Raw genomic sequence first — 25,440 nt, 5'->3', positions numbered from 1 at the left:
ATGTGAGTTAGCTGCACAGCACCGCAGCGCGTACCGGGTCAATTGCAACCAGCGCCGCCAGTTGCTGCTCCATCTGCCGCGCCAGGGCCGGCCGATCGGCATCGTTGCGCTGAGCTTTCAAACGCAGCAGTTTGAGCAAGCGCGCCTTGACCTCGAAGATCAGCTCGGGCTCCCAGTCGGTCAGTGCGTGGCGGTGCGCGGCGGTATCCAGCTCAGTGAACAAATGAATGGCCAGTTCGGCCTTGCCGTACTGCTCGGCCACCCGGGCCATCAGCAGACGCAGTAGCCAGCGTTGCCGCCCGGCCTGCGTATCGGGCCGACTTGCCAGCCAGGCCAGCGCCTGCTCAACACCCTCAGCATCGGCTTGTGCCAGTGCCTCGGCTTCCAGCGCGAGGATTTCGCAGGTTGCCGTTGTGGTTACCGAGGGTGCGGCAGGCAGCCATTGCCCGGAACTGCTGTCGCTGACGTGCTGGTTGATCCATTCGCGCGTGGTTTCATCCGCAAAAGCCGAGCCATCGCTCCAATACAGCGTGTCCAGCCCAGGCAAGCGCTGCAGCAGCATGTTCAGGTCGTGTTTGACGATGGCTGCCCAGCTACTATGCGGATTGGGAGACTTGCTCAAGGCCTGATGCAGATGCCATTGCAGGTCCAGCCAGAAGTGGTTGACGCCCTCGGCATACATGCGCTCGGCCTGGTCGATTAATTCGCTCCAGCGTTGCTGCAAGTGCAAGCGCTTGAGCTGTGCACGGTATTCACTACGCGGGGGCGCCAGGCGGGTTATACCCTGCGCGTCTTGCGGCGGTACCTGATGCACGGTGTCCCAACGCAGGCTCTTCATCAGCCGGTGGGCAGCCAGCCAACCCTCAGGTTGGTCGCGCAGGTAGCTCGCCAACTGACGCCCACTGTCCAGCAAGTCTCGCCCGGACTTGATCGTCGACGGCTTCGGGTTTGTGGCAGTGTCGTTCGGCGCTGATTCATTGCTGGTTTGCGGAACAATCGCGTTCACGCCGCCCGCCACGGCCAGACGAACTGACAGCGCGTTGTACAGGCTATCCAGGCGTGGTCGGTGGTCTTCTGGCCAAGTGCTGAAGCCCTGCTCCAGCCACACCAGTGCCGCCACGGTGCGCTGGGCCTCGGCCTTGACCACTTGCGGGTATAGGGAGAGGCTTGCCAGCACCCGGTTGCCCGCCAGCCACTCCAGGGCCATTTTCCGGCTGTTGGGACGCGTCGGCAGGATGTCCGCGGCATAACGCTCCAGCAACGCGGCCAACAGGCTCAAGCCGTCTGCCAGCCCAGGCTCGCCATCCGTGTGCAGGCGCGCCCAGAGGTAATACGTCGCGACGCGCAGGTCTTTGCAGGCATGTTGCAGCAGCCTCTGCCCAAGCTGTGCGACCAGCTCCACGTCGGCCCCGGAGAGGCGATTGACCTCCTCGCGCATGCGCTGAAAATCGTCGTCATAGCCGGGGTCTTCACCGACGTGCGTATCAGCACTGATGGGAGACAACCAGGCTTCCCAGCATTGGCCGTGCGCTCGGGCTACGGCCAGTGCATCACCATCGGACCAGCAACTGGCGACCAGGCTTTTCAGGCTCATTGCGGGCCTCCGTTTTGCGCGTAGCGCGCATCGTCCACGAGGAAGATGTCCCGGGGCAGGCGGAAGCTGCGCAACTTGAGCAACGCCAGCGGGCCTTCACCCAGCTCCGTGCGTAGGTGCCAGGTAAGACCCAGGCCGTCCGGTGCGCTCAGCACCACCCGGAAGCGGCTGTCGCCGTCGTCCAGCGCGGTGACGCTGGCCTCTTCCAGCAGACGTATCAGCCCCCAGCTGCCCTGATAGTCGGCATACAGCCGCTCGCCGCCATGGACGCTGGTCCAGGTAAGGCTGATGCCGGGGTGGTCGCCCTGCCCTGGCCAGCGAAAGCGTTGCCAGCGCTCGCGCTGGTTGAAGTAATGGTGTTTTTCGCCGTTGAGCACGAAGCTGGTCTGCACCACGTCCTGCACGGGTTTGCCGCGCAGCTCGAAGCTCATGCCCATGCCGCCGTCGGTGTAAAGCACATCTGCCAGTTGGCTGAGTTGGTTGATTGCGTCCAGGAAATCAGGGTTGAGGCGCAGGCCCTGACTCTGCCGAGGATCGATGACCCAACGGCTCCCCTCCTTGCGCACCAGACCATTGAGCTGTTGGTTGAGGAACTGCTCGATGCGCCCGGAGTCGGCGCGAATCATCTGCCCGAGCATGGGCAAGGATGCATCGCTGCTGGAGGCGGCAAACGGGTAACGGTTGTCGAAGGCGCCATGCCACTCATCGACGATGGCGCGCTGCCAATCCCGGTTGAGGCCTGCGGAAGACGGTTGCAAGATCTGCTGCCAGGCCTGCGTCAACGGCTGCACGAACAACGCATGGGCCACAGGGCCCCACTCGGTGCCCAGGCTCGCGGCAATCAGGTTGCCGTAGGACTGCGCGTCGGTCAGGTCGACACCCTTGCCTTGAAAAACCGTCTGCGCCAGCGCTTGCGTCATGGCCTGCGGGTCTGCGGCAGTGGTGATCTGCTGCAACTTCAGCCGCACGCTGGTGACGCGGGTGAGGAAGGCTTGCAGGCTCAAATGGTCACTGCCAGATAGGCCGTCGGGGTCTTTGCCCAGCAAGGCCATCAGCGGACCGAACGTACTGTCGAGTGGGCCGCCGGGCACTTGAGCGAGCTGATCAACCATCGGCGGCGCTTTCTGCCCCACCAGCTTCTGCGCCGACTCGATCAGCGAGTCGGCCAGGGCCTGGCCACGAACACCCGCCTGCCCTTGGTAACTCAGTGTGTTCATCAGGGCAATCAGAGGCGACTGGCGCACATCACTCATCACCGTCAACTGGGTGATCACGTCATGCAGGCTATTACCCTGTTGCCAGCGCAGGCTATTGAGAAAGGCCAGCCATGCGCTGCTGTAATCTCTGAAATAGCGCGCAGTCAGCCGCTCCTTCAGTTGCTCAGGGCTCAACTCGCCCGCGATATCGCCCACGTTGTCGCTCAGCACCCAGTCGATTTCCTCACGACGCGCCTTCGCGGCGTCATCGATGGCCGCACGCACCTGACCCTCCCAGGCTTCGCGGGTGAATACGCCGGGCACGTGACCAGTGCTGGTGAACAGCGCGGTCGCGTCGGTGTCGCCGACCATCTGCTGCAAGGCCATCGGGGGATAGTGGTTTGCCGCGTTGTCGAGCAGTTGCTGGTACAGCGTGGCCTCGGCGTTGCGTTGACCCAGCTCAGCCAGCAGTACCTGGCGAACCTGGCCAATCAATCTGGGGTTGGCCTTGATGGCCCACTCTGGGTGCTCGGGTAGGTGCTCAGCGTAGAACCGCCACATGGCGGGCTGCTTTGCACCCAAAGTGTCGACCAGGAAATCTGCATCAGCCCTTTCCGGGCGGGCCAGCATCAAATAGGCCTTGAGCTGATCATAGGCTTGCTGCACGTGCTTGGCGCGGGCCGAGCTACCGGGTGCGAGCTTGACCAGCTCAGTGAGTTGTCTCTCCAGGTCGGACGCGGCCGGGTCACGAAGAAGGCGGTCATTGGCCTCGACATACAACGGCCACACCGCCTCACGCAGGTCATCCGAGCGGTTCAGGCCGAAGCGCTGATACCAGGGCGCTCCGTGCTCGCTGCGGTATGCCTGGCGGGACAGTTCACGAACCAGCTCGGCCAGGGCGAGTGACGGGGAACTGCCGGTGTCAGGTTGTTGTAGCGCCCAGTACGCAGCTTCCACTCGGCCGACTTCGATACGGTTGCTGGCAAAGGACAACAACAAGCCAATGACCCAGACAGCCGCTAGCCCGAGCACCGAGGCGTAGACGATTCGACCTGAGTTCCAACCTAGCCTGATGGGTCGGCCAAAACGGTCATTGAGAACTCCAGACCACGCTGGGTCTTCAGGCCAGTAGTGCTCGGTTGCGGTCGCCGATCCTGACCCAGGAACTGGCAAACTGAACCATAGGCCCCGGAGTTGAACGCCTCGAACGCCACGACCTGATAAGGGTTCCAGCAGACTGCGCCAACGTGCCGTGCCACCGTCCTGAAGATCACGAGCAAGCCGCAGAAAAAAATCGTGAGCTATCTTGCCCTGAATCTGCGCCAGACCTTGCTCGCGTAGCGGCTGTTGCAAGTTACGCAGATGCTCAGCCAATTGGACTGCGGTGAACCGGGATGATAACAGGCAGCCCACCCCCCGCACGTCACGGGCTGGCTGTGGCCAGTCGCTTTCACAGATCTGCCATAGATGCAGGGATAGCTTCCAGCCTAAGAGACGGGCCAGCTCCTGTAACCGGTTGAAAGTCGCACCAAAAGAGGCGCTATCGCTGCATTGAACGTTGTTCACCACCCAGAGGGTGCCATGCAGCCCTCCTCTGTGGCCTAGTGTGCACCATTGTTCAATCAACGCTTTATCAAGAGCGCTCTGTACACTTCCAGCCCAGAGCAGAACAACATCGGTTCCCATCAGCCACAGCTGTTGCGTCAGACCGGGTGCGACCGCTTCGACTTCGCTTGGCTCACCAACGACTACATACAAGCGGACTCGGTGCCGCCAGAACCGACCATGATGCTGTCGTAAATGCTGCTGGATTTGTGCACTCACATCTGCTGGGCCAGTCTCGACCTCCAGACCAGGCGGTTGCTTACGAGGATGACACACAAGTCCTCGGATGCCATGCAGCACTGCCTGCCATACGAGCACCGCTGTTAAGAAAAGCAGCCCCCACGAAATCACCCCTTTAAAGAACAGGTCCATGAGCGAAGTCCGGCTGTTTGGCTGCCCCGTCCAGAGCAACCAGGCCGTCCCACAGGCGGTGACCAATACAGCCATCGTTACGGCGAGTAGAAATACCGTTCGCCAAGCAGATACTTCTTGTGATTCAGCTACCTGATTCATGGGGCCGCACGATTCCGAGGGTCAAGGTGAAATGAGGGTCTGAAGCCAGCCATGAGCAGGGCACACCATGCTGCTTGACGTACCAAGCCGCGAGGGTCTGCACGACCATAGCTTCCAGTTGATTCAACGCACCAAAATTGACGTCCAAAACGTTGGGTTTGGCATTCCAGCCGATCACGGCCCGATCAGGCGCGTCAGGCTGAGAGAACGACATACAGAGCTCCGCCGGTGTCTCTAGCAGGCTTTGCTCAACGGCGCGTTGGGCAACGGTCGCCAAGTCTTCGTCTGCTTGCGAGAACCACTCGCCACGGGTAAAAGCCACGTCTCCTTCGACGCCAAGTAGCCATAGCACTGCGGCCTCACCTGCTGGCATGGAACTCGCCCGATCAGGTGAGGCACTATGGCAACCGGCACAGAGCACACGAGCATTAGAAGAAGCCCCTTGCAACTGATCGATGATCGCGTCAAGGCTATGGATGCCGTCCCATGTATGAGGACACTCAGGCAGGCGCACATCGGGGCAGCACTGCGCCATCTGCTCAGCGAAAGCACGCCAGGCCGCCTGCGAGCCATGCCAGTAACAGCTTGATAGGGTCAGACTCTGATCGACGCCCCGCTGTACCCCCCACTTTACTGCGAGCAGTGTTGCCAGTTCCTGCTCCCGCGCCTTCGCATTGCGTCCAAACAACTGGAGCAAGTGAAGCGCCATGCCTTTACCAGTCTCTCGTGCAACGGGAGGTTGTTTCGCAGAATCCAGCAAGCTGTCCAGTTGCTCAGGACTACTACACGAAGCACTGAGCAGCACCGATTCGACTAGCGCAGCGTTTTGGCGATGCTGTACCCACCAGGCCTGTCGTTCTCGCGCCACCGCCTCGCCATAGTAATGAGCGTTATGTCGGTTGAAGCGGTAATAGAGCACATGAAGCAGGAATGCCAGTAAACCGACGAGCAGCAGGCTGCCCGCCGTGAGGGCGACGATGTGCGGTGCAATCAAGGAACGCAGCAGCAAACTTCCAATGCTGAGTAATGCCAACAGCGCGACAGCCCCTGCAAACCAGCGCGAATAGCGAGGCTCAGGCGCCAATGGATAGGGTGCAAACTCCGTAATCCTCTTCATGAAGCAGCCAGAACATCGGGCATGGAACTGACCAGGCTGCAGCCGCAAGCGCAGCGGTGAGCGTGCAGTGCCACCGGGCAACCATCGATCTCGATGAGGTCACTGCCTTCGGCGATCACCGTCAGCCCATGCAGGTTGCAGCGCACAGCATCCCCCTTGCAGGCAATCGGCTGGTCTTCGCACAAATAGTGCCCTTCGAGCACCTCGCCGCCTGACTCTCGCAAGCCGTCGCCCTTTCGAATGAACGCGTGCATTACTGTGGCTCCTGTCGGTCAGTGCTTTTGACAGGGCATGACTCCGGCTCCGGCAGTTGCAGCGGAATGTTGATCGGGTATTCGGGGCTGCCGTAGCCGTAACAGGAGGTGGTGACCTGAATGTCGTCGCAAGGCAGGAAATGCACGGTGATGCCGCAGACTTTCTGGCCGGTGTAATCCGGGACGGAGACGACTTTGCTATGGCTGCGCTTTTGCGCCAGGATTTTTTCTTTCCAAGCCTCAAATTTGGGCCGATCTCCGAATCCAGGAAAATCCTTTGTACTTCCAGCACCCGTTTGCCAGTCAACCCGCACCGTCAACCCCGGATACCAGCGTGTTGGCGCGCTGTAGCAGCAACCTCCACCGCCGCCCTGATATCGGCCAATGCTGTCAACTGAAGAACGGCCATCGACACTGAACCGGTTGATCGCCCAATGGGTGTGGTTGATGCCATAAAGGGTGCTCGCACTCGCTACCGTAACGGCTGCGAACATCGCCACACCGCCGAGGGCGATGTTCAGTACATGGCGCCGCATGAGCTTGCCTGCATGTTTTGCATTGACTTGCTGCACGCCCCTGTCAGCCCAGCTCATTGCCCACCTCCTTCACCCTGGCGTAATGAGCGTCCCAAACCGCAGTGATGCGTTGCTGGACCTGAGCCCTTTGCTCAGCATCCCCCGCTGGATTCTTTTCGCCATGCCCAGAGGCCTCGACGAAGCTGGCTGCAAGTGCCGACTCCCCGTCAGGCGCGACCCTCAATGCCAGGTCCCTTCGGTCAGCTTCACCGAAAAACACCATGCGTTCGTTGAAGTAGCTGCCCCAGGGTTCACGACCTGCCGCCAGACCCACGCCCAGGTAGCGACTGTTGAGCAGGGCATGCAGAAACCAGGCACGTGAGTCATGTACCTGATCGTCGAACAAGGCGCGCAAAAGCCCTTCCGGTTTCTGGCTGTTACGGCGCTCGTCGACATTGCCGCGAGCGCCCTCTGAAAGATGGTTGCGCTCCCCTGGCGGTGGTGGGAAGAGCTGGCTGACCTTTGCACGCCCAGCAGCCTTGAGACGTTCTCGCTCGGCCCGGGTTTCGGCACTATTGAGGTAAGTCATCAGTGCGATGGGGTTCACTTGCTTGGCGATGCGCAAGAACGTCAGGTAGGGGTCGCTATCAAGGTTGCGATAGGCCTTGCCGAACTCTTCGGCGGCTTCGCGCAGTTGAGTCTGCGCTCTGTCCGGATCGAAATCGGGGATGCCAGGTTCCAGCGGCATGCTCGGGGCGCCGTGGCGCTCGCGGGCTATTTGCTGCAGGCGACGGGCCTGGACCTTCGCCTGCTGTTGGTCCCGCTCTGCCTCGGCGCGTTTGCGGGCATCCTCCGTACCGTGCGTATCACTGGCATTACGGTAGAACCCTGTGCTCTTGAGGCTGGCGAAGGCGTAGCGATCTATACGCCACGCGGTGATCCAGGCGAGCTGGATGCGTATTGCATCTTCCAGAGATACTGGAGCCGGCGAAACTTGGTAGCGTTCGATTAGCTCGGACGAAAGTGGATGAGGGGAAGTAGTCAAGTTGAGGGTCACTTGACGCCAAGCGTTGAAACGATTGACTAATGAAGGCTCAGTATCGAACCCTAATAGGACATCGGGATCCATAGCCCGCCAAATTTCATTTTGTTGGCCCACTGGCAGCGCGTGTTCTGGAACTTTTAACGGTGCTCCATGAGTAAATGCGTCAGCATACATATCGTTCAACGCGATGTGCGAAAGTAACAAACGATCATCCACACCAACTGCCTTCCCCTGATCACCCGGTGGATACCCTCCCCCCTGATCCGAATGCACTCCGGGATAGATCACCTCCACGCTGTTTGCCGGGTAGCTACCATCCTCCCGGCGGATCGATTCCAGCGGAAAGCTCAAGCGCTGCTCGTGACTCGCAACGATATGCAGGCATCTTTTCAGCAACTTCCCTGTCGGCAGTACCTGGCTGTCATCGCCCCAGCCCATATGCCCGGTCACGCCCGGGGAGATATCGGCCAACCCCACCGATACCACCGTGTCCAGCAGCCCAAGGTATTCCACGCTGATCGGTAGCTTGAGGTCGTAGAGCGTGAGTGTCGGCTCGACCTCGCGACGCGACAGCAGCAAGTTCAACCAGTTGACGAAGGCCCGAGCCGCCGCTGCCCCCCGTGAGAATCCATAGACATACAGCTTGATGCCCAGCAGCCTGGACTGCCCCGGCTGGGTTTGGCCCAAGGCAACACGCAAGGGCTGCTCAATGATCTTGAGTTGCCGACGAAACTCTCGGGAGCGGTTGGCGGAGCCCATCATTCCCCCCGTTCCAATCCAGGTCCCCATGGCCTCGACCGATGCTTGCAAGGCGGCATTGTCCAACCGGGGTAGCGCCAGGGTAAGCCGCAGGGCATCGATCAGCATCAGCAGCCCCCAATTGATACGCTCTTCACCACGGCGGGCGAAAGCGAGGCCGTCACTGCTGTAATCCAGGTCATTCACTTCCGGAAAGGGTGTGCCGACGCCCGGCATGTAGTACTTGAAATACTGACCGTTGCCGGTACCCACAGCGTCGGTCAAACCCTGGCCACGGCTGTGATGGCTGGTACCACCGGCGTGACCGGCACCGATGCTTGCGCGAAACAGCCGTGCGATGTTGGTGGGGTGAGCGACCTTGGATTCGAACAGGTCGTTGTTGAGGTTGTTGCCCGTCCCGTCGAAAAACAGGCTGATGTGAAGGGTTTTGCAACAGGGCGGTGACTGACGGTAGCCGGAAGCCAGGCACAAGACGTCGTGATAGCCACGCTCCTGCTCACACTGGCGCAGGATGTTCGCCTGAACCTGCTCCATGCGCTGAGGCAGTCGGCCCTCTAGTGGGAACTGCGGTGGATAACTGACGGGCTGCTTTATCTGGGACATGGATGTGGCTCCTTGCCGTGCAATGGGGTATTGAAAGAATGTGCGGAATCAAACCGCCTGGGCGGGCCTGCCGCCCATCAGCGAACGCCTTGTCATCCATGTTTCCCCGCGATTGCAGGTTCGCCTACCCAGGCCTGGCGCACGTGTTCAAGGGTATGTGCCTCGCGCTGAGCGGTTGTCAGCAGGCCTGTCGAGCTGGCAGCCAACATCCCGCCGTAACAAGCGCGAAAGCGCTGCTCCGCCCCCCATTCGCCGGGAAGCTCCGCAGCAAGGCGGGCCATAGCTGCGGTGGCGTCACTGGCGCAACAGAGCACGTCGACCTGGCTGTCACTGAGTTCAAGGCGAGTGAGCGGGTCTTCTATCACTGGGCATTCAGCTGCACCCAGCAAGTGACGGGGTAAGCCATCACGGTCTAGCCAGCTCCAGAACAAAGCCGGTTGCAGCCATGCTTGCTGCTGCTCAAGCGTCAGTACGTGACTGAACAGCAAGGGAAACAATCGCGGGTCGTAGTAGCGCAACAAGCCCAGGCACCCGCCGTTGAGTGCCTCGAGGCCGCGCCCAAGGTGCTCTGCGAGTATCGAAAAGGGCCAACTAGATGCCAGGGTCATTACCACTGGCAGGCCATTGGTGGCGTTCAGCAAACCAAAAAGCCATTGCCTGTGCAGCGGCTGTGTCAGATCAACCCGCACCAGCAGGGGGGCCAGATCCTCGGCGCCTTCCTCAGGCAGCCCCGTGAACAGCGAGTACCAGTCCAGCGGTGGGTCAACGCTCAGTACACTGGGCCGTATCGGTAACTCGAAACCGGCCTGGTCGATGATTAGGTGCAGATGGCGAGTCTGTGCCTGCTCGCATGCACGCAGCAGAAGATCAAGCCACGATTGTATGCTCATGCCTGCGCCTCCCTGAGTACGAAACCCTGGGCAGCGGCTTGCGCTTTCTTCAGGCATTCCTTACACACAGCTCCCGGCAACTCGGGCAGCGCGAAGGTTTCGCCAGCCGGGGGATTGAATCTGTGCTTGCCCTTGAGACTGAGAAGCCCCGGGCTATGAATCTGAATTTCGCCTTGGTCAGTAATACGGATGTAACCACCGCCACAGCCAAGCGTAATGCCCTTCTTGGCCGTCAATTGGATATGGCCCTCCACAGACTGGACGGTGATGTCTTGCTGAGCAATCAGATTGAGCAAGTCGCCGTGCGACTCGATTTCCAGCGGGCCTTTGCCAGAAACCAGACGCATGCCCTGCAGCTGGGCCAAGAGAGAAATGCCTTGGCCGGAGTGGGCGAAGAGCCGTGTGCCTGCAGCCAAGTTGAGCTCTTCATCAGTTTGAACATAGAGGGCTTCACCACTTTTCAGGAGCAGGCTTGCCGGCGTCACGGTGCCAACACCATCAGGTGCGCTAATCAGAATTGCGGAACCTTTGAGGTTTTCTGCCTGAGCCTCGAACCGGCTCAAACCCTCAACGTCAGGCTGGTGGCTGCGATGGTTCTGTGCAATTTGGTGCCACTGGGTCAATTGTCGCTTCGCACTTTCTAACTGAGCGCTGGCGCGCTCCATGGTGAGCGCTTCGCCAGCAGCATCTGCTTGCAGATCAGCGCTGATGAACACTCCCTTGCCACCACGAATCGCTCCCCAGCCGTCGGTGCGCAACTCAAAACCTTCACCACGTTTTTGATTGTTAGCATCCACCACATGCCCCAGGTTGAGCTGGCTCTTGCCACTGTGTTCGGTACTGAGCTTGATGTGCTCCTGCCCACGCGTATCGTCCATCCGCAACTTGTTGTTCGCGGGTGTACGCAGCACATTGCGTTTGTAGTTGCGCAGCGTTACAGGGTCAGGATGCTGGCTGTCGTGCAAGGCATGCGCGATATAGGGACGGTCAGGGTCGCCGTGCTCGAACGCCACCGCCACTTCCGTACCGCAGATCAACGGCAAGTGCAGGCCATGGGTGTCGCCCGCGTACGGTCGCGCCAGTCGTAGCCAGACACTCTCCTCTCCCGCTTTCCAACTGTCCCGATCGAACAGGAAGTTCACTCGGTAGCGGCCCTCCAGGTCGATGTGACCATAGGGATCGTTCTGCTGGGTGCTGGTGACTCGCGCCGGCACTGTGCCAGCGATCTGCGGCTTGTTCGGCAATGGCGGTCGAAAGCATATCGACTCTGAGTACGGTATCGCCTCGAAGGTGACTTCCAGACTGCAGTCCCGGGCCGCCTCGACGGTCAGATGCGTCATGACGACCCCTGGCTCAAAGACCTGCGGCGCCCCATGCGTGATTGTGACCACTTGCCCCGGAACGAGTGTGACGCTGCTGCTGATGCCACTGCAGCGGGTTTGCCCGTTGAGGAAGCGTTCATGGTTCAGGCGCGCATAGAAGTAACCACTCTCGCTAAGCAGGTCTTCATCCTGGGCAATTGCGTCACCCAGCGCGGTGTAGGGTTCACCGTAGTGGTAGCCTTCGCCATAGGTGGTGATCGCACCTCGGCTGTGATCCACCTCCCCCTCCAGGAAAGCCGCAGCATCACGGTGGTGATAGGCGCGAACGTTGATGTGCTGCTCCACCACCTCATGTCTGACCTGCAGCGCCCAAACACCATCCTGCCCGCTGCTGGTCAGGCCCGATAACGGCCGATAGGGCAAGCTGACATCGAACTGGTAATGCTGTTGATGATCATGAAACTCGACAACGTCGATCAGCAGCTTGTTGTTGTGCGTGAAGCGGTACCAGATGCCCACCTCTGCCAACAAACGGCTGATGAAGGCGAGGTCACTTTCACCGTATTGCATGACCTGTTCGCGTTTGGGGTATTCGCGAACCAGGTCGAACAGAAAGTGCTGACCTTCGAACTGGTGGCGGCTGCGCAAGATGCTTTCGACGATTTCCGGAACCGACTGATGTTGGTAAATCCGGTACTGTTTGCCACGGCTGAGCAGCGCCAGACGAGCCTGCAGGATCACCTCGTATCGGGCTTCATCCCTGGAGCTGGAGAGGCGCTTGAACCCCGTAATCACACCATACAGCGTGCGCGACGCTCCCGCGGGGATCGCAGTGGGCGGTATCTGTCCTGACGAGCCCATCTGAAAACTGGCGCCCTTCCCGAGGACCTTGGCAGCATCGATGTCCTGTGTCGGAGAGGTAAAAGCGACCGTGTACTGGAACGGTTGGCTCAGCCATTCCTCGCCTTTGAACGACAGTACATCGAGCTCAACCGCATCCAGTTCATCGACTTCAAGCGTGTAGTGGTTATGGGTGGAACCTGGAAATGGTTTCGCCATGATCAAGCCCTCTCGGCAGCCAGCTGCGCTGCGTCGTGTTCATCGGAAAAGCTCAAACTGATACCGCTGTCTTCGCAGTACCCGAGCGTCACCGTTCGAGTTGGCTGCCCCAGGGCTTGGCGCTGCAACAACTGTTGGCTGAGTACCGGTAGGATCTGCTGGTTCAGCAAGCTGTCGATGTTGCGGGCGCCGGTATCAGGCAACAGGCAGGCGGCGACCAAGGCCTCGTAGAGCGAGTCATCTACCTCGCACTGCAAGCCGTAATGACGCTGCAAACGCCTGGCAACCTGGTCGAGCTTGATCGCGACAATGCGCTTGAGCGCACTCGCTTCCAGTGGTCGGAAGATCAAAGTCTGGAAGCGCGCCAGCAATGCCGGCTGGAAATGCTCGCGTAACACCGGGCGCAACAGCTCATGGAGGGCGCTGCCGTCTGTGGCTGGCTGCTGCTCGATACAACTTTGCAGTAGGTCACTGCCGAGGTTGGAGGTCATCAGGATGACCGTGTTGCGGAAATCTATCTCTCGTCCTTCACCATCGCGCATAAAGCCGCGATCAAACACCTGGTAGAACAGGTTGAGTACATCACGATGGGCTTTCTCGACTTCGTCCAGCAACACGACGCTGTAGGGGCGCTGGCGCACGGCCTCAGTGAGTATGCCGCCCTGGCCGTAGCCGACGTAGCCAGGCGGCGACCCTTTCAGTTGGCTGACGGTGTGCGCCTCCTGGTACTCGGACATGTTGAGGGTGATGAGCGACTTTTCCCCGCCGAACAGGCTGCAGGCCAGGGCATGCGCCGTTTCCGTCTTGCCGATGCCACTGGTACCTACCAGCAGGAAAACGCCCAGCGGTGCGTTGTCGTTCGTCAACCCTGTTCGGGCAGCACGCAACCGCTGAGCCAGTGCAAGCAGGGCCGGCTCTTGGCCGACAACGCGTTCGGCCAGTTGATCTTCCAGGTTCAACAAGCTGGCGTGTTCGTCCTTGAGCAAGCTGCCAAGGGGAACGCCCGTCCAGTCGGCGATCACCTCGGCCACACTGCGGGCACACACGTCGAGCGACAATAGCGGCCGATTGCCCTGCACGTAGCTCAGTTCTTGTTGCAACTGGGCGCACGCCGCTGCATCGACCTGCTCGGCCTGGCGGACATTGAGCAATTGTTGCGTAAATTCGAGCTCTTGTTGGTACTGCAGCTCCAGCGCGGCCTGCTGGCTCTCCAGTTGAAGCAGCTGGGCGTTGATCTTCACCAGGCGGGGCTCAATCAAACTGCCGGTAAGCTGTGCATCCTGCTCCAGCGCAGTTCGCTCTGCAGTCAGAGCCGACTTTTGCGACCTCAGCTGGACCAGTGCCTGTGGTTCACAATCCAGACTCATGCGAACGCGTGCACAGGCGGTATCCATGAGGTCAACTGCTTTGTCCGGAAGACGGCGCCCCGTCAGAAAGCGCCGGGACAAACTGACCGCCGCTTGCACGGCAGCGTCTTGAACATGCACACCGTGATAGGTGGCGTAACGCGCTTTGAGCCCGCGCAACATCAAGCAGGCATTGGCATCATTCGGCTCATCCACCTTGATCATCTGGAAGCGCCGCTCCAGCGCAGCATCACGCTCGAAGTACTGCTTGTATTCGCTCCAGGTCGTGGCAGCGATGGTTCGCAACTCGCCACGGGCCAGGGCCGGCTTCAGCAGGTTCGCGGCGTCTGCGCCGCCCGCCTGGTTGCCAGCCCCGATCAAGGTATGCGCTTCATCGATGAAGAGCAGGATGGGCTTTTTCGATTGCTGGACGGCATCGATCACGTTCTTGAGCCGCTGCTCGAACTCGCCCTTGACGCCAGCCCCAGCCTGCAGCAGCCCGAGGTCAAGCGTGCGGATGCTCACCGGCTTCAAGCTGTCAGGGACAGCGCCGCTGATGATGCGCAAGGCGAGCCCCTCGACCAGGGCGGTTTTTCCGACACCGGGATCACCGACCAGAATGGGGTTGTTCTTGCGGCGACGGCTCAGCACATCGATCACCTGACGAATTTCATCATCACGCCCTAGGACTGGATCGATCTGCCCCGCTGCAGCCTTGGCGGTGACGTCATGGCTGAACTGGTCCAAGACCGCCAGCTGCGCCGCATCAACGCAGGAATCCACGTCAGACTGCGGCTGTGGTGCGGTTTCAGACTTGAACAGTGAGTTTTGTATCGACCGGCCTTCTTCGGAGTCGGCCTCAAGCAGTAACTCGACCTGTTGTAGCTGCGCTGGACTTACACTTAGTAATGGCCAAGCGAAGGAGCAATGAAGTAAGTGCGGAGTCTCAACCAATGCTAGCAACAAGTGCAAAGAGCGAAGCTGTTCACAATCGCGACCCAGCGATGCCTGAAGCCACGCACTGCTGATCAGTTGCTGCACTTCGAGACTTAGCTGGGGCTTGCTGAGCACACTGCGCGGCAAGGTATCGAAATACTCAAGCAGTCCTTTCCACAAGGCATCCACATCCCAACCAAAACGGCGGGCGATGACGGCCAAATCGCCTTCTCCTTGCTCAAACAACTTCAACAGCCAGTGTTCAACAGTGATTTGACTGTGCCCACGTGCTTGACACATGGACGCCGCCGCCGTAAGTGCCTGGGTACAGTGACCGTTGAGACGGCGGAGTAAACGGGTAGGATCATGTGCCATACAGGGCATCCTTGTCGTAATTGATCTTAGCGTCATGAGCACGACGTATCTGAAAGGCCGAGGTGTATTTGGCTGAACGCCCGCGCACGGACGCTCAACCCAATACACAGGGGACCGTCAGCAATTACAGGCCGACAGCCAGGTTCCATCAGGCGGTAGTACGCTCATTCCAGGAATCCGAGTGAATGATGTTTCCATCTTTGAATGTCCAAGTTATTTTTTCATAACGCAACTCGATCGCTTCCAAATGGTTGTGCTTTTCCTTCTCAGGATCTTTGATGTCGTGCATCTTTGGTGCAACCTGAACGACCTTCACGTTCTCCAGCTTGGTATTGAAGTACTCTACTTCCTGGCCGGCATCATTAATCTTGTACCACTTGAACTCCGCCGACTTGAGCGTTTGACCGGTTGTGACGGCCTTGTAGAGATACGGGGAAGACGCATCGATTTCTTTGCTGAACAGGAATGGGGTGTGGATGCGTGTACCGGTCAATTTGCCAGTGTTGTTATCAGTTGGAATGTACAAGTTATGATCCTGAGCGACGACCTCAATACTGCCGCCTCGATCTTGAACATCCACCGAGCCCTTGATATCGGCACCGCCATCGTCTTTCAGCCACAGGTAAACAGGAATAGCCATTTAGAAAGTCCTCTTTCAGGAGTTGGAGGTCGCGGAATGCGACTGGGGTTGCAGACCTGAGCCCGCAGTCGAGGACTGGCAGGCCCCCGCCTCCGGTACCAGGCGAATCTCAACTCGGCGATTGGCCGACCGTCCTTGTTCCGTGTCATTGCTTGCAATGGGCTGGCTGGCCCCCAGGCCTTGCACCGCGAAACAGTTGCTGGGGATGTCACCCATGTGTTGAATCCAGTCGTGAACCGCAGACGCACGTGCGCGCGACAAGCGCAGGTTGTGTTCGTCGTTGCCCGTAGCGTCCGTATGGCCCGTGATCACGATCAGCCAGCCTGGCTGGGCCTTGATGTCCGCCAACGCTGTGACCAGGACCTTGGTCGACTGCGGTTTAAGCTGCGCACTGCCACTGCTGAAAAGGGAGAGGCTGTCCAGGCGTACCATTTGAGGCCTGTTGGGCGAAGCCTGAGGCATGGTCGACATACGATGGCCGTTGATGACCGCCAGCAATGACGGGCGCAACTTTTCGCCCTGGTACAAGCCGAGGCCCAGCGACCACGGAGCACCTTGGCGGTAATAGTGGTCCAAGCGCTCGGCATCCTGCTGAAGCACGACCAGCGCGGTCTCCCGTTGGGGGAGCCGGTCAGGCTCAGCGCTCGCCGAAGCAGCGTCGTAGCGGCGCAGGTCGTCGGTGACCTGCCGTACCAACAATGTGTTCTGCCATGCCGAGCTGATCAAAGCGATGGAGCCTGCCAGCACAAACAGCCAGCCCCCCACCAACACAGCTCTGTGTGGCCTCCTGTTTCGAGCACTGCGGGGCAGCAAATGGAGCAGCGCGTCAGGGAACGGCAATGACCTATTGGCTTCATCAGTCCCACTTTGGTGAAAGCAAAGGCCGGTCCGCTCCTGCAGCCAACGGTGCCATAGGTTGTTTTCAGGATGCCTGCCAGAGATGGGAGCCCATGCAACAGCAACGGCGGTGGCTGCGATCTTCTGGCGAGAACTCCGCACGCGCACTTGCGACATACACACATCGTTCAACCAACCGGCAGCAGCGTTCAATTGCACTATGTCTCGCAGTCGAGCAGCCCGGAGATCAGGGTCCGCGCTCCATCCCTGCCATTCAGCCAGGCTCATGCACAAACCTGGCTCATGCGCTTGCACGCTGGTTTTGGCGGCCTCCCAGGTAAACCAGGCCGAAGTCTGCGAAGTGCTCTGGAAATAACATCGGGCTACCACGCTCGCGCAACCTCGTGATCTGGAGATGCACGCTGCGCAGCTCATTCGCCAACACTGCAGCATCTGTATGGACGGAGGGATCCACAACCCACATGACGCTCAGCTGAGCGTTCCACTCAGGCCTTTGCAACAGCAGACTGGTTGTCGTTGCGGGCAGCTTCTGGACATCAGACACCCGGACATAGCACCCCTCCCCCGTTACCCGCAACGCCCACTCCTCAGCAGGCACTGGACCAAACAGCTCAGCCAGACAATCACCTACCACCAGGACAACCGGATGGCGGTAGGACCCAGCAGGTAAGCTGGCACCCTTGGCCCACTGCAGTTCACGCCCCTCGGCGGCAACTCGTTTGCTTCGGCGCCACGCTGCCCATACTGCGCCTGTAACAACCACGGCAGACGCGAGCAGCCATTCAACAGCAAGCGGGAGCACGGCAATGAGCAGCAAGGACAGCGTTCCGCCCCATAGCCATAGCCCTTGTATTTGTCTCAGTTGCATCCCGCTCACCCCTGCGCCGGAAGGAGCGAGGCCACTGCCTCACCCAGCGTATGGTCAAGCCCCCACCAGAGGCCTATCAGCAGGCCAGACGCAGCCACCACATGGATCAGAGGAGACTGAAGCCAACTCCACATCAGGAGGTGTGAAGTACCGCTTGCGTGGGTGACCAGGGACTGACTTGTATCAAGGGGGGGAACATGCGCATCGATTGCAGCCAGCAACTGCTGCCGCTCTGGGTGATTGACATCACGGTAACGTCCCAGGAAGCCCAGCATCAGCACGCGCTGAAAGACCGTGAAGACATAAGGGTGTGCAGAGGCTTCACGCAGCACAGTGCGCATGTCTTCGTAAAGCGATTCACCCGCTTGGTGGCTACTGAAAAACCTGGCCTGCAAGGTTTCCATTGCCCAATCCTCATGGGCCTTACCTTCGGCACAAGCGAGCACCGTTTCATCCAGCAAGGCACATTGCGCGTGACTGATAAGCTCGATGCTACGGCGATCCAAGCCACCCTCCTGAAGCGAGCTACGAACATGCTCGACATCTGCCACACAACGCGGCCAAAGCTCCGGGCTACTTTGCACCCCTGTGCCATGGCGCAACTCGACCACCAGCAAGTAGGTGTTCTGCAGCAAGGCGTCGATATCCCCCTTGGCTGCACCGTTTTTTTGCTGGGCCAAAGTCATGAGCGCAGCACCGCAAACAGTTCAAGTTTGGCGTCCTGAAACACGCTCGGTACATAGAGCGCGCACACGCCATCGGCCAACATGGCACGCCCTTTTTCATGACTCAGGTCCAGTACGAAATACTGGTTCTCCAAACGCAGCGGTATCGCCGCAGGCACATGACTCAGGGGTTTCAAGGGAACGCCATCGAGTGCGGCATTGACCAGATGATCCACATCATCAGGGGAGCCGATCTTGCACAGCCGTGGAAACTGGCTTTGCACTTGCGCGGCTGGCAACCTGCAGCGCACCGACAGGTAAAAATCAGCGCCCTCTGGCTCCAGCAAACGAGGATCAGTCAGGGCCACCTGCCAACGGTTGGCACTGCGCGCTTCCAGCAGCAATGCCACCACACGTGACGGCAGGCTCGCTTCCAACAAGGTCGAGAGAGTGCGCATCAGCGGTGGGAGCACAGCCTCCAGGTCTGCATGCTGATAGGCCGGAATATCCTCAACGTTCTGGTCCAGCGAAAACGTCAGCAGCGCCCCTGCACATTTCACCAACTGCTGGTACACCTGCTCCGGGTGCCGAGCAGGGTGTGCTTTAAGGTCAGCCAACACCGGCTGGTAGGTATTCAGCGCATTGAGCAGCCAGAACAACGTCACATCTGCGACCGCGAAATCCGCCATGCGCTGGTTGCTCTCCCGGCGCATGCCCGTCAATCGCTCACGCTTGGCGGACAGCTGAGTCAGCAAGTTGTCCAGTTGAAGCAACAATCCAGCGTGTGCATCGAACTTCAGCAAGGGGGGAATGTAGGCCTGATCAATCTCCCAACCACCTCGCCCATCCCGTATCAGGCGCGCTACCGGGCAGGTGAGGTAGTCGGCATTGTCATCATCCTCAAAGCGCAAGCTCAGTGCATGTTCGAGCACGCTGACGGACTGCACTTCATCGGTGTAGTGATCCTGAACATCCCGCCACACCTGGCGATACCTGACGGGGCGCTCAACTCTGCCGCCCTCGAACAGGCAATTATTGCCATTGGCCTGTTCCAGCGGCAAAGCAAGCACCACCGTTGCAGCTTGGCTGTCCTCAGACAGCGCCCGGGACAGCTCCAGGGCACTGGGGAGCCGATCCAATCGATCCGTGTCAATTAACGTTCCATCCGGCATGCACAGCTGCAGCCGAGTGGCCAGGAGTTTGCCCAGCTGCAGTGCGTCCGCATCAAATGCCACTGCGCGAATGCCCCACGGATGAACCCATGCCAATGAAGCAACTGTCTGGTTGGCCCACGATTCAACGCGGGCCTGCTGCTGAAACTGCTGCGCAGACAACACCACACCAGATGCCCACATAGGCCGATCGATCTTCACGATTAAAAACTCCTAGGTTAGCCGTCAAGATTTAGCTTTGGGCATCTGCGAAACCAACGACAGATTGATGTCCATGCCCTCGACCTGAAAATGCGGCACAGCAAACAACTTGACCCTGAAGAAACCTGGGTTGTCATCAATATCTTCGACAACTACCTTCGCCTCCCTCAGCGGATGAGAGGCCTGCAAGTCATCGCCGGGATCCGTCATTTCAGTAACCAACCCGCTGATCCACCTGTTCAATTCCAGTTCCAACAGGCGGCGATCCTTGGTCGTGCCAATGTTCTCCCGCTGAATAAGCTTCAAATAGTGAGCGATGCGCGAAAGCAGGAATACATAAGGCAGCCGAGAGTTGATGCGGCTGTTGGCCGTGGCCTCAGGCGTGTCATAAATCGCCGGTTTATGCGCTGAGTTCGCCGAGAAAAAGCACGCATAGTCGCGATTCTTGTAATACGACAATGGAATCAAACCGAGATTGGCAAACTCAAACTCTCGCGTTTCCGGAATCATCACCTCCGAAGGAATCTTGACCTGACTGCCCGTCCCCATGTCATAGAGGTGGATCGGCAGGTTAGTGACAGCACCGCCTGATTGCGGCCCACGAATTTGTACACACCAGCCATTGGTGATAAAGCTCTTGACCATATTGGCTGCAAACGCGAACGTCGAGCTGACCCAGAGGTACTTGCTGTGATCCGGCCCCTTGACTCGCTCTTCATAGTTGAACAACCGCACCGGGTTCGTATCAGGCCCGTAAGGCAGTCGCCCCAAAATACAGGGCAATGTCCCGCCAACATAGCGGGCATCATCGCTTTCAGCAAAAGCGTTCCATTTTATGTACTCAGCGCGGTCCATGTAGTTGCCGATATCCTTGATCGCGGCAACCTCTTCCATGGTTTTCTTGCCAAAGAATGCAGGCCCCATCGAGCACAGGAATGGCATATGGGCCGACGCCGCAACTTTCGAGATACTCCGCAACAATGCGATATCTTGTGCGCCTCGGCCAAACTCGTAATTTGAAACTGCCGCCGCGATAGGCTCACCACCCGGCGTATCGTATTCCTGAGTATACGTATGCAGGTACATACCGCTTTGAGAAATTTCCGGCGCATCCTCAAAGTCCTGCGCCAAATGCTCTTTACTGATATCCAACAACTCGATCCGGACGTTCTGACGAAAGTCTGTCTGATCGATCAAGGACTTCGCACCGCGCCAGATCGACTCGACACGCTGAAAATCCGGGTGATGCATGACTGCGTCCAGCTGACTGCTTATTTGAGCGTCAATCGAGGCGATGTGCTCATCCAGCAAAGCCCTGTCCAGTTTCTCCACCTTCGGAGAGGCTTGCTTGAGCCGCTCCAGGAAAACGCTCACCGATGCAGTAACGCGCTCATTAGCCGTCGCTTCTGACAAAGCATCCACACTTTGAAATGCTTCAATGCCTACCATCTGATCAAGTGGCTCGAGGTTTATTCTTTCGAACAGCGCGTGATAAACGCTTAAGTTTTTTTCCACCTGCACGGTGGCGCCACGCGACTGCACAGAAGATTGTTCTTAGGACATTTATTAGCTTCCCGTCTATCGAGATGATGGTTTTCTAGCGTTCGCTTTGCGGTGCAAGGGCAGCTAGTTCCTTACGCAGCTCGTCACTCAGAGCCTCATCCTTAAGTATCCGTTCCAGCTCTGTACGAAATGTAGCGTTATCCAGAAGATTGGCCTTCAACTCACGCAGCAAGTTCCGCATTGCCAGCAGCGCACGCAACTGCGGGATCTGCCGAGCGACCTGCTCTGGCGCGAAGTCCTTCATACACTGAAAAGTAAGCTCGACCGGTGTTTCTCCGCCCTCGTTCGCGAGGGTATCATCAACTACAAATTTAAGACTTGGAGAAAAATCGGACAGCACATTATCAAAGTTATTCTTGTTAATGTTTACCTTGGATCGCTCCGACAGTGGACGCTGCTCCTTCCCATTGCTGTAGTCCCCCATCAACATGAGCTTGAGCGGGAGTTCCACCTTGCGTTGGGCACCACCCGTGTGCAGATCGAGCTTGATATTGACTCGTGCTTTTGGCACCTCATTCTGAAAGCTATTTGAAGCCATACCGCCTCCTGCAGACCGGGATTCCTTGGCGGGAACCAGCGCCACAAATGAGCGCCACGGAACCCCGACACAATTGATTAGAGCCTGTCGGACCATTACGCACGACGACTTGAGTGAAAGCGCTACCCGGAAGCGCTTCCCTACAAACCATGGCGCATCTTTTTGTCTTGGGCCAGTCCCTTGATAAAATCAGGAAGCGTCCTACAACTGCCAAAAAGACAGCATGCATTCGAGGCATCACGCCAGAGCACTAACCGCGTCGTATCCCATGAGTTGCAACACGAGCACAGCTGGCACATTGACACACCTCAAGAACTTCAAACCGAGGCAAAAAATTACTGACACGCACGAGCGCAAAATAATTTCCAGAAACCCATACAAAACAGGAAGCTTCCGACAAAATCATACGCATCGCACCCAAATCAAAATATTTCAATAGCGCACATGCACTAGTACTCATCAGCGAGCAAAACCTCACCCCAAAACAAACCCTACTCATATGTTTCCCAGCAAGGTCGTTATGAGTTACGAAGCAAACTCCAACGGCTGTCTCAAGACTTTCCATACAGACCCCAGGGATACTCCGAATAAGTCGCGAGACATTCGTTTCCTGATCGCAGGTTTCGCCTTGCTCTTGGCCACTGCCTGAGCCTTGACCTTTCAACCTTGCGTCTGGCGTTGTACAGAGCGGTGCACTTACTCAGCTTTTTGTAAGTGCTGCGTTGTGCCGCGATCTACCAGATCATCTGCCGGCCGTCATGTTCAGGCCGTTTATCCACGCTGGTGGATGGAAGCAGACTCGGGGGCAGTTGGACGGGAGGTTAATTCAGCACAGGTCAGACAATCAGTGCTAACTTGATCGTAGAATCCCTCAACGGAGATCAGTGCGACGGTGAATGGCCACGCAATCGCACGCATAGGGGATGAGCTCAGTTTTATGAGTGGGTTTCTATAGCGCTTAGCTCAAATTTTCAGTGGCACTTCTGAAGCACCCCACTAGAAAGATGCTGCGCAATTACGCGCTTACTCCCTTTTCCGTCAACTCGACAGTAACACCTTTACCACGGTAGTCCACGTCAGTAGGCAACATGACTTTGTGATTGTACGTCCGGCTCTTCCACTTCAGTTCAACTTCGACAGCATCGAGCTTTTGTGTCGGGTCGCTAATTGTCAGGGTGAGCCTGGCGTTCTTCACCAACGCAATAAACGCCAGTGGCGCCTTGGGTGCGATTTTTACTTCACCTAGATCAATTTCGACCGATGGGCTGAAGACCGATCCGGCAGCCATGCCTTCTGCACTCGAACAAACATATTGTGCAGTGGCGGAACATACAAAAGTGGGTTGACGTCCAACCGAGCCCGTCTTTCGAATCACATAGGCATACCTATCTTCACTTACTCTACCGTGATTGATCCACAGCGAAAATGTACCGCCGCTTACGGGTTCGGCAGACTGGCCATCATTAATGGACTTCCATGATCCCCGACTGGTGGTCAGCTCGACGGTCACGTCGGCGGGCAGTAAAAACTGATAGTCGACACCGTCGTAGCTGACCTCGGAAATATCTGAGCGCGTCAACGTCCCGGCCCCAAAGGAGTTCGAACCGATCCTGTCTTTTACAGTCACCGCTGTCCCGTCATGCCAGCATTGGTTTACCGTGGTGTGCACAGCATGAGAAACGCCCGACAGGTCCCCCGCAAGACCGAGACAATAAACCTCGCCGGGCAGGGTGATGACTGTTTTGCGGGAGGCCTTGATGTTCTGCCGCGACAGGATCATGGTCGCAACACCTATTGTGCCGTCGCTGAGAACCCCGGCAAAATCATGACTGCCCCAACCGTCGCGACCCCACTCCAGCTGCGGGTACTCGAAATGAGGGTCTTTTTCCACCGTGGTCCCAGGCAAATACTGCCAGTGCCACACGGGTTGGATGCCCTCGTATTCTTTACCATGGGTATGAACGAAATAGCTCCCGCCGCCCATGTAATAACCCTTCAGATTCTCACCGTTTCCCATTTCGGTGCCTACGGTTCGCGTGGAGATCACTTTGCAGAAAACGGCGAAATCATTGTCAATGTGCGACAGATAGTCATTGGCCCAGAATGCTCGAGCCCCCCTGAGCCCTGGAACCGTCAGCACTTTTCCGCTCGCCAACTCTTGCATCTCGCGTAACCGGCCAGGGTTTTTAGCCGTCGGCAGCAGCGCCTCGCACCACCTCGACCATGCTGATGTCCCACCGCCGCTGCTACGGCTGACGGCTCTTCCCCGCACATGAAAATCATAACGCCCGGCGTAAGCGCACCATACCAGGCCCTCGGTCAAGTGAAGTTCGAGATTCTCCAGGCTGGCTGACGTCAAGCCAAAGACCCCGACCAGTGCGGACTTGAACTTGAAAACCGTCTCCAGAAACACAAAACCGTAACTGCCTGCATACAATTGCGAGCACACGGACTGGCCACGTATGACGAAGGGGTTGTGTTGACTGTAACTGTAGTCCGTCCTGATGCCCTCCCCCCAGGTCGGGGCCGACAGGCTGGCGAACTCACAGCACTGCGAGACGGCCCTTGAGGCTGCATAGGTCTGCGCCAGGTAGCTCACATCCGATGTATTTTTCCAGCCGGCAAGTGACCAAAAAAACTGAACGTATGCAAACTCGACCCGATTGGCGGCGTACTGTTGCTGATCAACATTAGTAAGCGCCCGGACATACTCAATGCTCTCGACGGGTGCATTACGTGTAACGGACAGGAGCATCAGGCAACGCGCCGTTTGTAACGCAAGACCCACCTTCAAATGATACCAATTGCCGGTGACATATTCCTGTGCCGTATAAAATCGTAACGCCTCGGCCGCACACTTCCCGCTGACATCGTCATTGTGTTTCATGGCGAACCTGGCCAGCATCTGTACACGTTCCAGGTGCTCAAACAGAGGGGCGGTATTCTCGCCTACTTCTTTTTGCGGATAGCTGATGTCCTTGAATACCCCCTCTATACAGCTAGCCCTCCATTTGCCAACCGTTGCCTCAGTTGCTGCGTCGGGTTCATGAGCCAGTAGATGTTCCAGCATTTTTTCGGCATCGGCCATCCAGGCCGACGGTGTCGCCTTTATTCCCCGATTGGCTTCTTCAACCCACGCATCACTGAGGTTCATGTCCCACTCCTGAGTGTGATTACAAGCACCGGGGCGGCCTTTTGGCTGCATCGGGTAGCTGTAGGGAAGCTGCCCATTTTCATAAGCGTGGGCTAGCCAATGCAACGCGGCAACTGACAAAAATGCCAGTTGCGGGTGGGCGAGTACCAGCCTAGAAAGTGGATTCTCATCAAGTCAGCAGGATTTACGCCATGCCTGGTACAACGCAACCATCGTTGAAAGATACCCCCGCAGCCGCATGGCAACCCTGCAACACGGGAATACCGTTGAACGACAAGTGGAGCAAAGTGATACGTACTTTCCATGTACATGATGCGATCACTGGCGAGCCGCTAAATGGCTCTCCACTTTCGTTCATCTTTGGCGACGAATCGACCCAGGACAAATGGCCCGCATTGGTGCGAGCAAAACTCGAGCAGCATGGCCTGGATGCTTTCTTGCGTTTGGGTACCGCCACCTCAGTCAATGGCGATATCAACGCAGAAAAGACCATCGACTTCTGGCAGCTGGACAAACAGGTGCGGATCTTCATCGCAGGCTTTCCCCCGGTGTCAGGATAGTTGTCGCGTCTCCAGACCGACCTGAAAGAAACTCCGAGGGCGGAAAGAGAGCCGATGTGCCGTACTATTCACCTGAACGTAAAGCCGAACTA

At 58.0% G+C, this 25,440-nt stretch carries 18 protein-coding genes and 1 pseudogene; 1 reads left to right on the top strand and 18 read right to left on the bottom strand.

All coding sequences use genetic code 11. The features are described from left to right. Positions 1-7: 7 nt before the first annotated feature. The 18 genes and pseudogenes from tssA to ACODS9_RS20525 form a co-directional block, all read right to left on the bottom strand. Positions 8-1,594 (bottom strand): type VI secretion system protein TssA, encoded by a 1,587-nt coding sequence (tssA, locus tag ACODS9_RS20610; RefSeq protein ID WP_489094637.1) that lies wholly within the window; start codon positions 1,592-1,594, stop codon positions 8-10. Next, positions 1,591-4,842 carry an ImcF-related family protein gene (locus tag ACODS9_RS20605; protein ID WP_489094666.1) on the bottom strand — a complete coding sequence of 1,084 codons (3,252 nt, stop codon included), beginning with the start codon at positions 4,840-4,842 and terminating at the stop codon, positions 1,591-1,593. Before ACODS9_RS20605 ends, tssA begins: the two co-directional genes overlap by 4 nt. 49 nt (positions 4,843-4,891) lie before the next feature. Beyond that, positions 4,892-6,025 carry a hypothetical protein gene (locus ACODS9_RS20600; protein WP_489094636.1) on the bottom strand — a complete coding sequence of 378 codons (1,134 nt, stop codon included), beginning with the start codon at positions 6,023-6,025 and terminating at the stop codon, positions 4,892-4,894. Then, positions 6,022-6,279 (bottom strand): PAAR domain-containing protein, encoded by a 258-nt coding sequence (locus ACODS9_RS20595; RefSeq protein ID WP_489094635.1) that lies wholly within the window; start codon positions 6,277-6,279, stop codon positions 6,022-6,024. Before ACODS9_RS20595 ends, ACODS9_RS20600 begins: the two co-directional genes overlap by 4 nt. Beyond that, positions 6,279-6,773 (bottom strand): Tli1a family immunity protein, encoded by a 495-nt coding sequence (gene tli1a, locus ACODS9_RS20590; RefSeq protein WP_489094665.1) that lies wholly within the window; start codon positions 6,771-6,773, stop codon positions 6,279-6,281. Before tli1a ends, ACODS9_RS20595 begins: the two co-directional genes overlap by 1 nt. Positions 6,774-6,858: 85 nt before the next feature. After that, positions 6,859-9,201: a T6SS phospholipase effector Tle1-like catalytic domain-containing protein gene (locus tag ACODS9_RS20585; protein WP_489094634.1), complete on the bottom strand. Its 2,343-nt coding sequence runs from the start codon at positions 9,199-9,201 to the stop codon at positions 6,859-6,861. 92 nt (positions 9,202-9,293) lie between these two features. Next, positions 9,294-10,091 carry a toxin Tle1 chaperone Tla1 gene (gene tla1, locus ACODS9_RS20580; protein WP_489094633.1) on the bottom strand — a complete coding sequence of 266 codons (798 nt, stop codon included), beginning with the start codon at positions 10,089-10,091 and terminating at the stop codon, positions 9,294-9,296. Further along, complete coding sequence (locus ACODS9_RS20575; RefSeq protein ID WP_489094632.1) at positions 10,088-12,472, bottom strand: type VI secretion system Vgr family protein; 2,385 nt, start codon at positions 12,470-12,472, stop codon at positions 10,088-10,090. The genes tla1 and ACODS9_RS20575 overlap by 4 nt, the downstream gene beginning before the upstream one ends. 2 nt (positions 12,473-12,474) lie before the next feature. Next, a complete protein-coding gene (tssH, locus tag ACODS9_RS20570) occupies positions 12,475-15,129 on the bottom strand; it encodes a type VI secretion system ATPase TssH (RefSeq protein WP_489094631.1) in 2,655 nt (884 codons plus the stop codon). A gap of 148 nt (positions 15,130-15,277) precedes the next feature. Continuing rightward, positions 15,278-15,769, bottom strand: a complete 492-nt coding sequence (locus tag ACODS9_RS20565; protein ID WP_489094630.1) for an Hcp family type VI secretion system effector — start codon at positions 15,767-15,769, stop codon at positions 15,278-15,280. 15 nt (positions 15,770-15,784) lie between these two features. Then, a complete protein-coding gene (locus tag ACODS9_RS20560) occupies positions 15,785-16,534 on the bottom strand; it encodes an OmpA family protein (protein ID WP_489094629.1) in 750 nt (249 codons plus the stop codon). A 373-nt stretch (positions 16,535-16,907) separates the two neighbouring features. Next, entirely contained in the window at positions 16,908-17,495 is a 588-nt protein-coding gene (locus ACODS9_RS20555; RefSeq protein ID WP_489094628.1) for a hypothetical protein, read from the bottom strand. 5 nt (positions 17,496-17,500) lie between these two features. Then, positions 17,501-18,181 carry a type VI secretion system protein TssL, short form gene (gene tssL, locus ACODS9_RS20550; RefSeq protein WP_489094627.1) on the bottom strand — a complete coding sequence of 227 codons (681 nt, stop codon included), beginning with the start codon at positions 18,179-18,181 and terminating at the stop codon, positions 17,501-17,503. Beyond that, positions 18,178-19,533 (bottom strand): type VI secretion system baseplate subunit TssK, encoded by a 1,356-nt coding sequence (gene tssK, locus ACODS9_RS20545; RefSeq protein WP_489094626.1) that lies wholly within the window; start codon positions 19,531-19,533, stop codon positions 18,178-18,180. Before tssK ends, tssL begins: the two co-directional genes overlap by 4 nt. A 24-nt stretch (positions 19,534-19,557) precedes the next feature. Beyond that, positions 19,558-21,075, bottom strand: a complete 1,518-nt coding sequence (tssC, locus tag ACODS9_RS20540) for a type VI secretion system contractile sheath large subunit (RefSeq protein ID WP_489094625.1) — start codon at positions 21,073-21,075, stop codon at positions 19,558-19,560. Between the two features lie 55 nt (positions 21,076-21,130). Then, a complete protein-coding gene (gene tssB / locus ACODS9_RS20535; RefSeq protein ID WP_489094624.1) occupies positions 21,131-21,634 on the bottom strand; it encodes a type VI secretion system contractile sheath small subunit in 504 nt (167 codons plus the stop codon). Between the two features lie 650 nt (positions 21,635-22,284). Beyond that, positions 22,285-22,419: pseudogene (locus tag ACODS9_RS20530) on the bottom strand (IS5/IS1182 family transposase); the annotation flags it as partial. A 230-nt stretch (positions 22,420-22,649) separates the two neighbouring features. Further along, positions 22,650-24,788: a polysaccharide lyase family 8 super-sandwich domain-containing protein gene (locus ACODS9_RS20525; protein WP_489094623.1), complete on the bottom strand. Its 2,139-nt coding sequence runs from the start codon at positions 24,786-24,788 to the stop codon at positions 22,650-22,652. Between the two features lie 191 nt (positions 24,789-24,979). Between ACODS9_RS20525 and ACODS9_RS20520 the strand changes: the two genes are divergently transcribed. Continuing rightward, positions 24,980-25,348: a hypothetical protein gene (locus ACODS9_RS20520; RefSeq protein WP_489094622.1), complete on the top strand. Its 369-nt coding sequence runs from the start codon at positions 24,980-24,982 to the stop codon at positions 25,346-25,348. Positions 25,349-25,440 lie beyond the last annotated feature (92 nt).

This window comes from Pseudomonas sp. FG36 (assembly GCF_057809275.1).
Note: the sequence above shows the minus strand (reverse complement) of the source record. Positions and strands in the feature narration are given on the sequence as shown.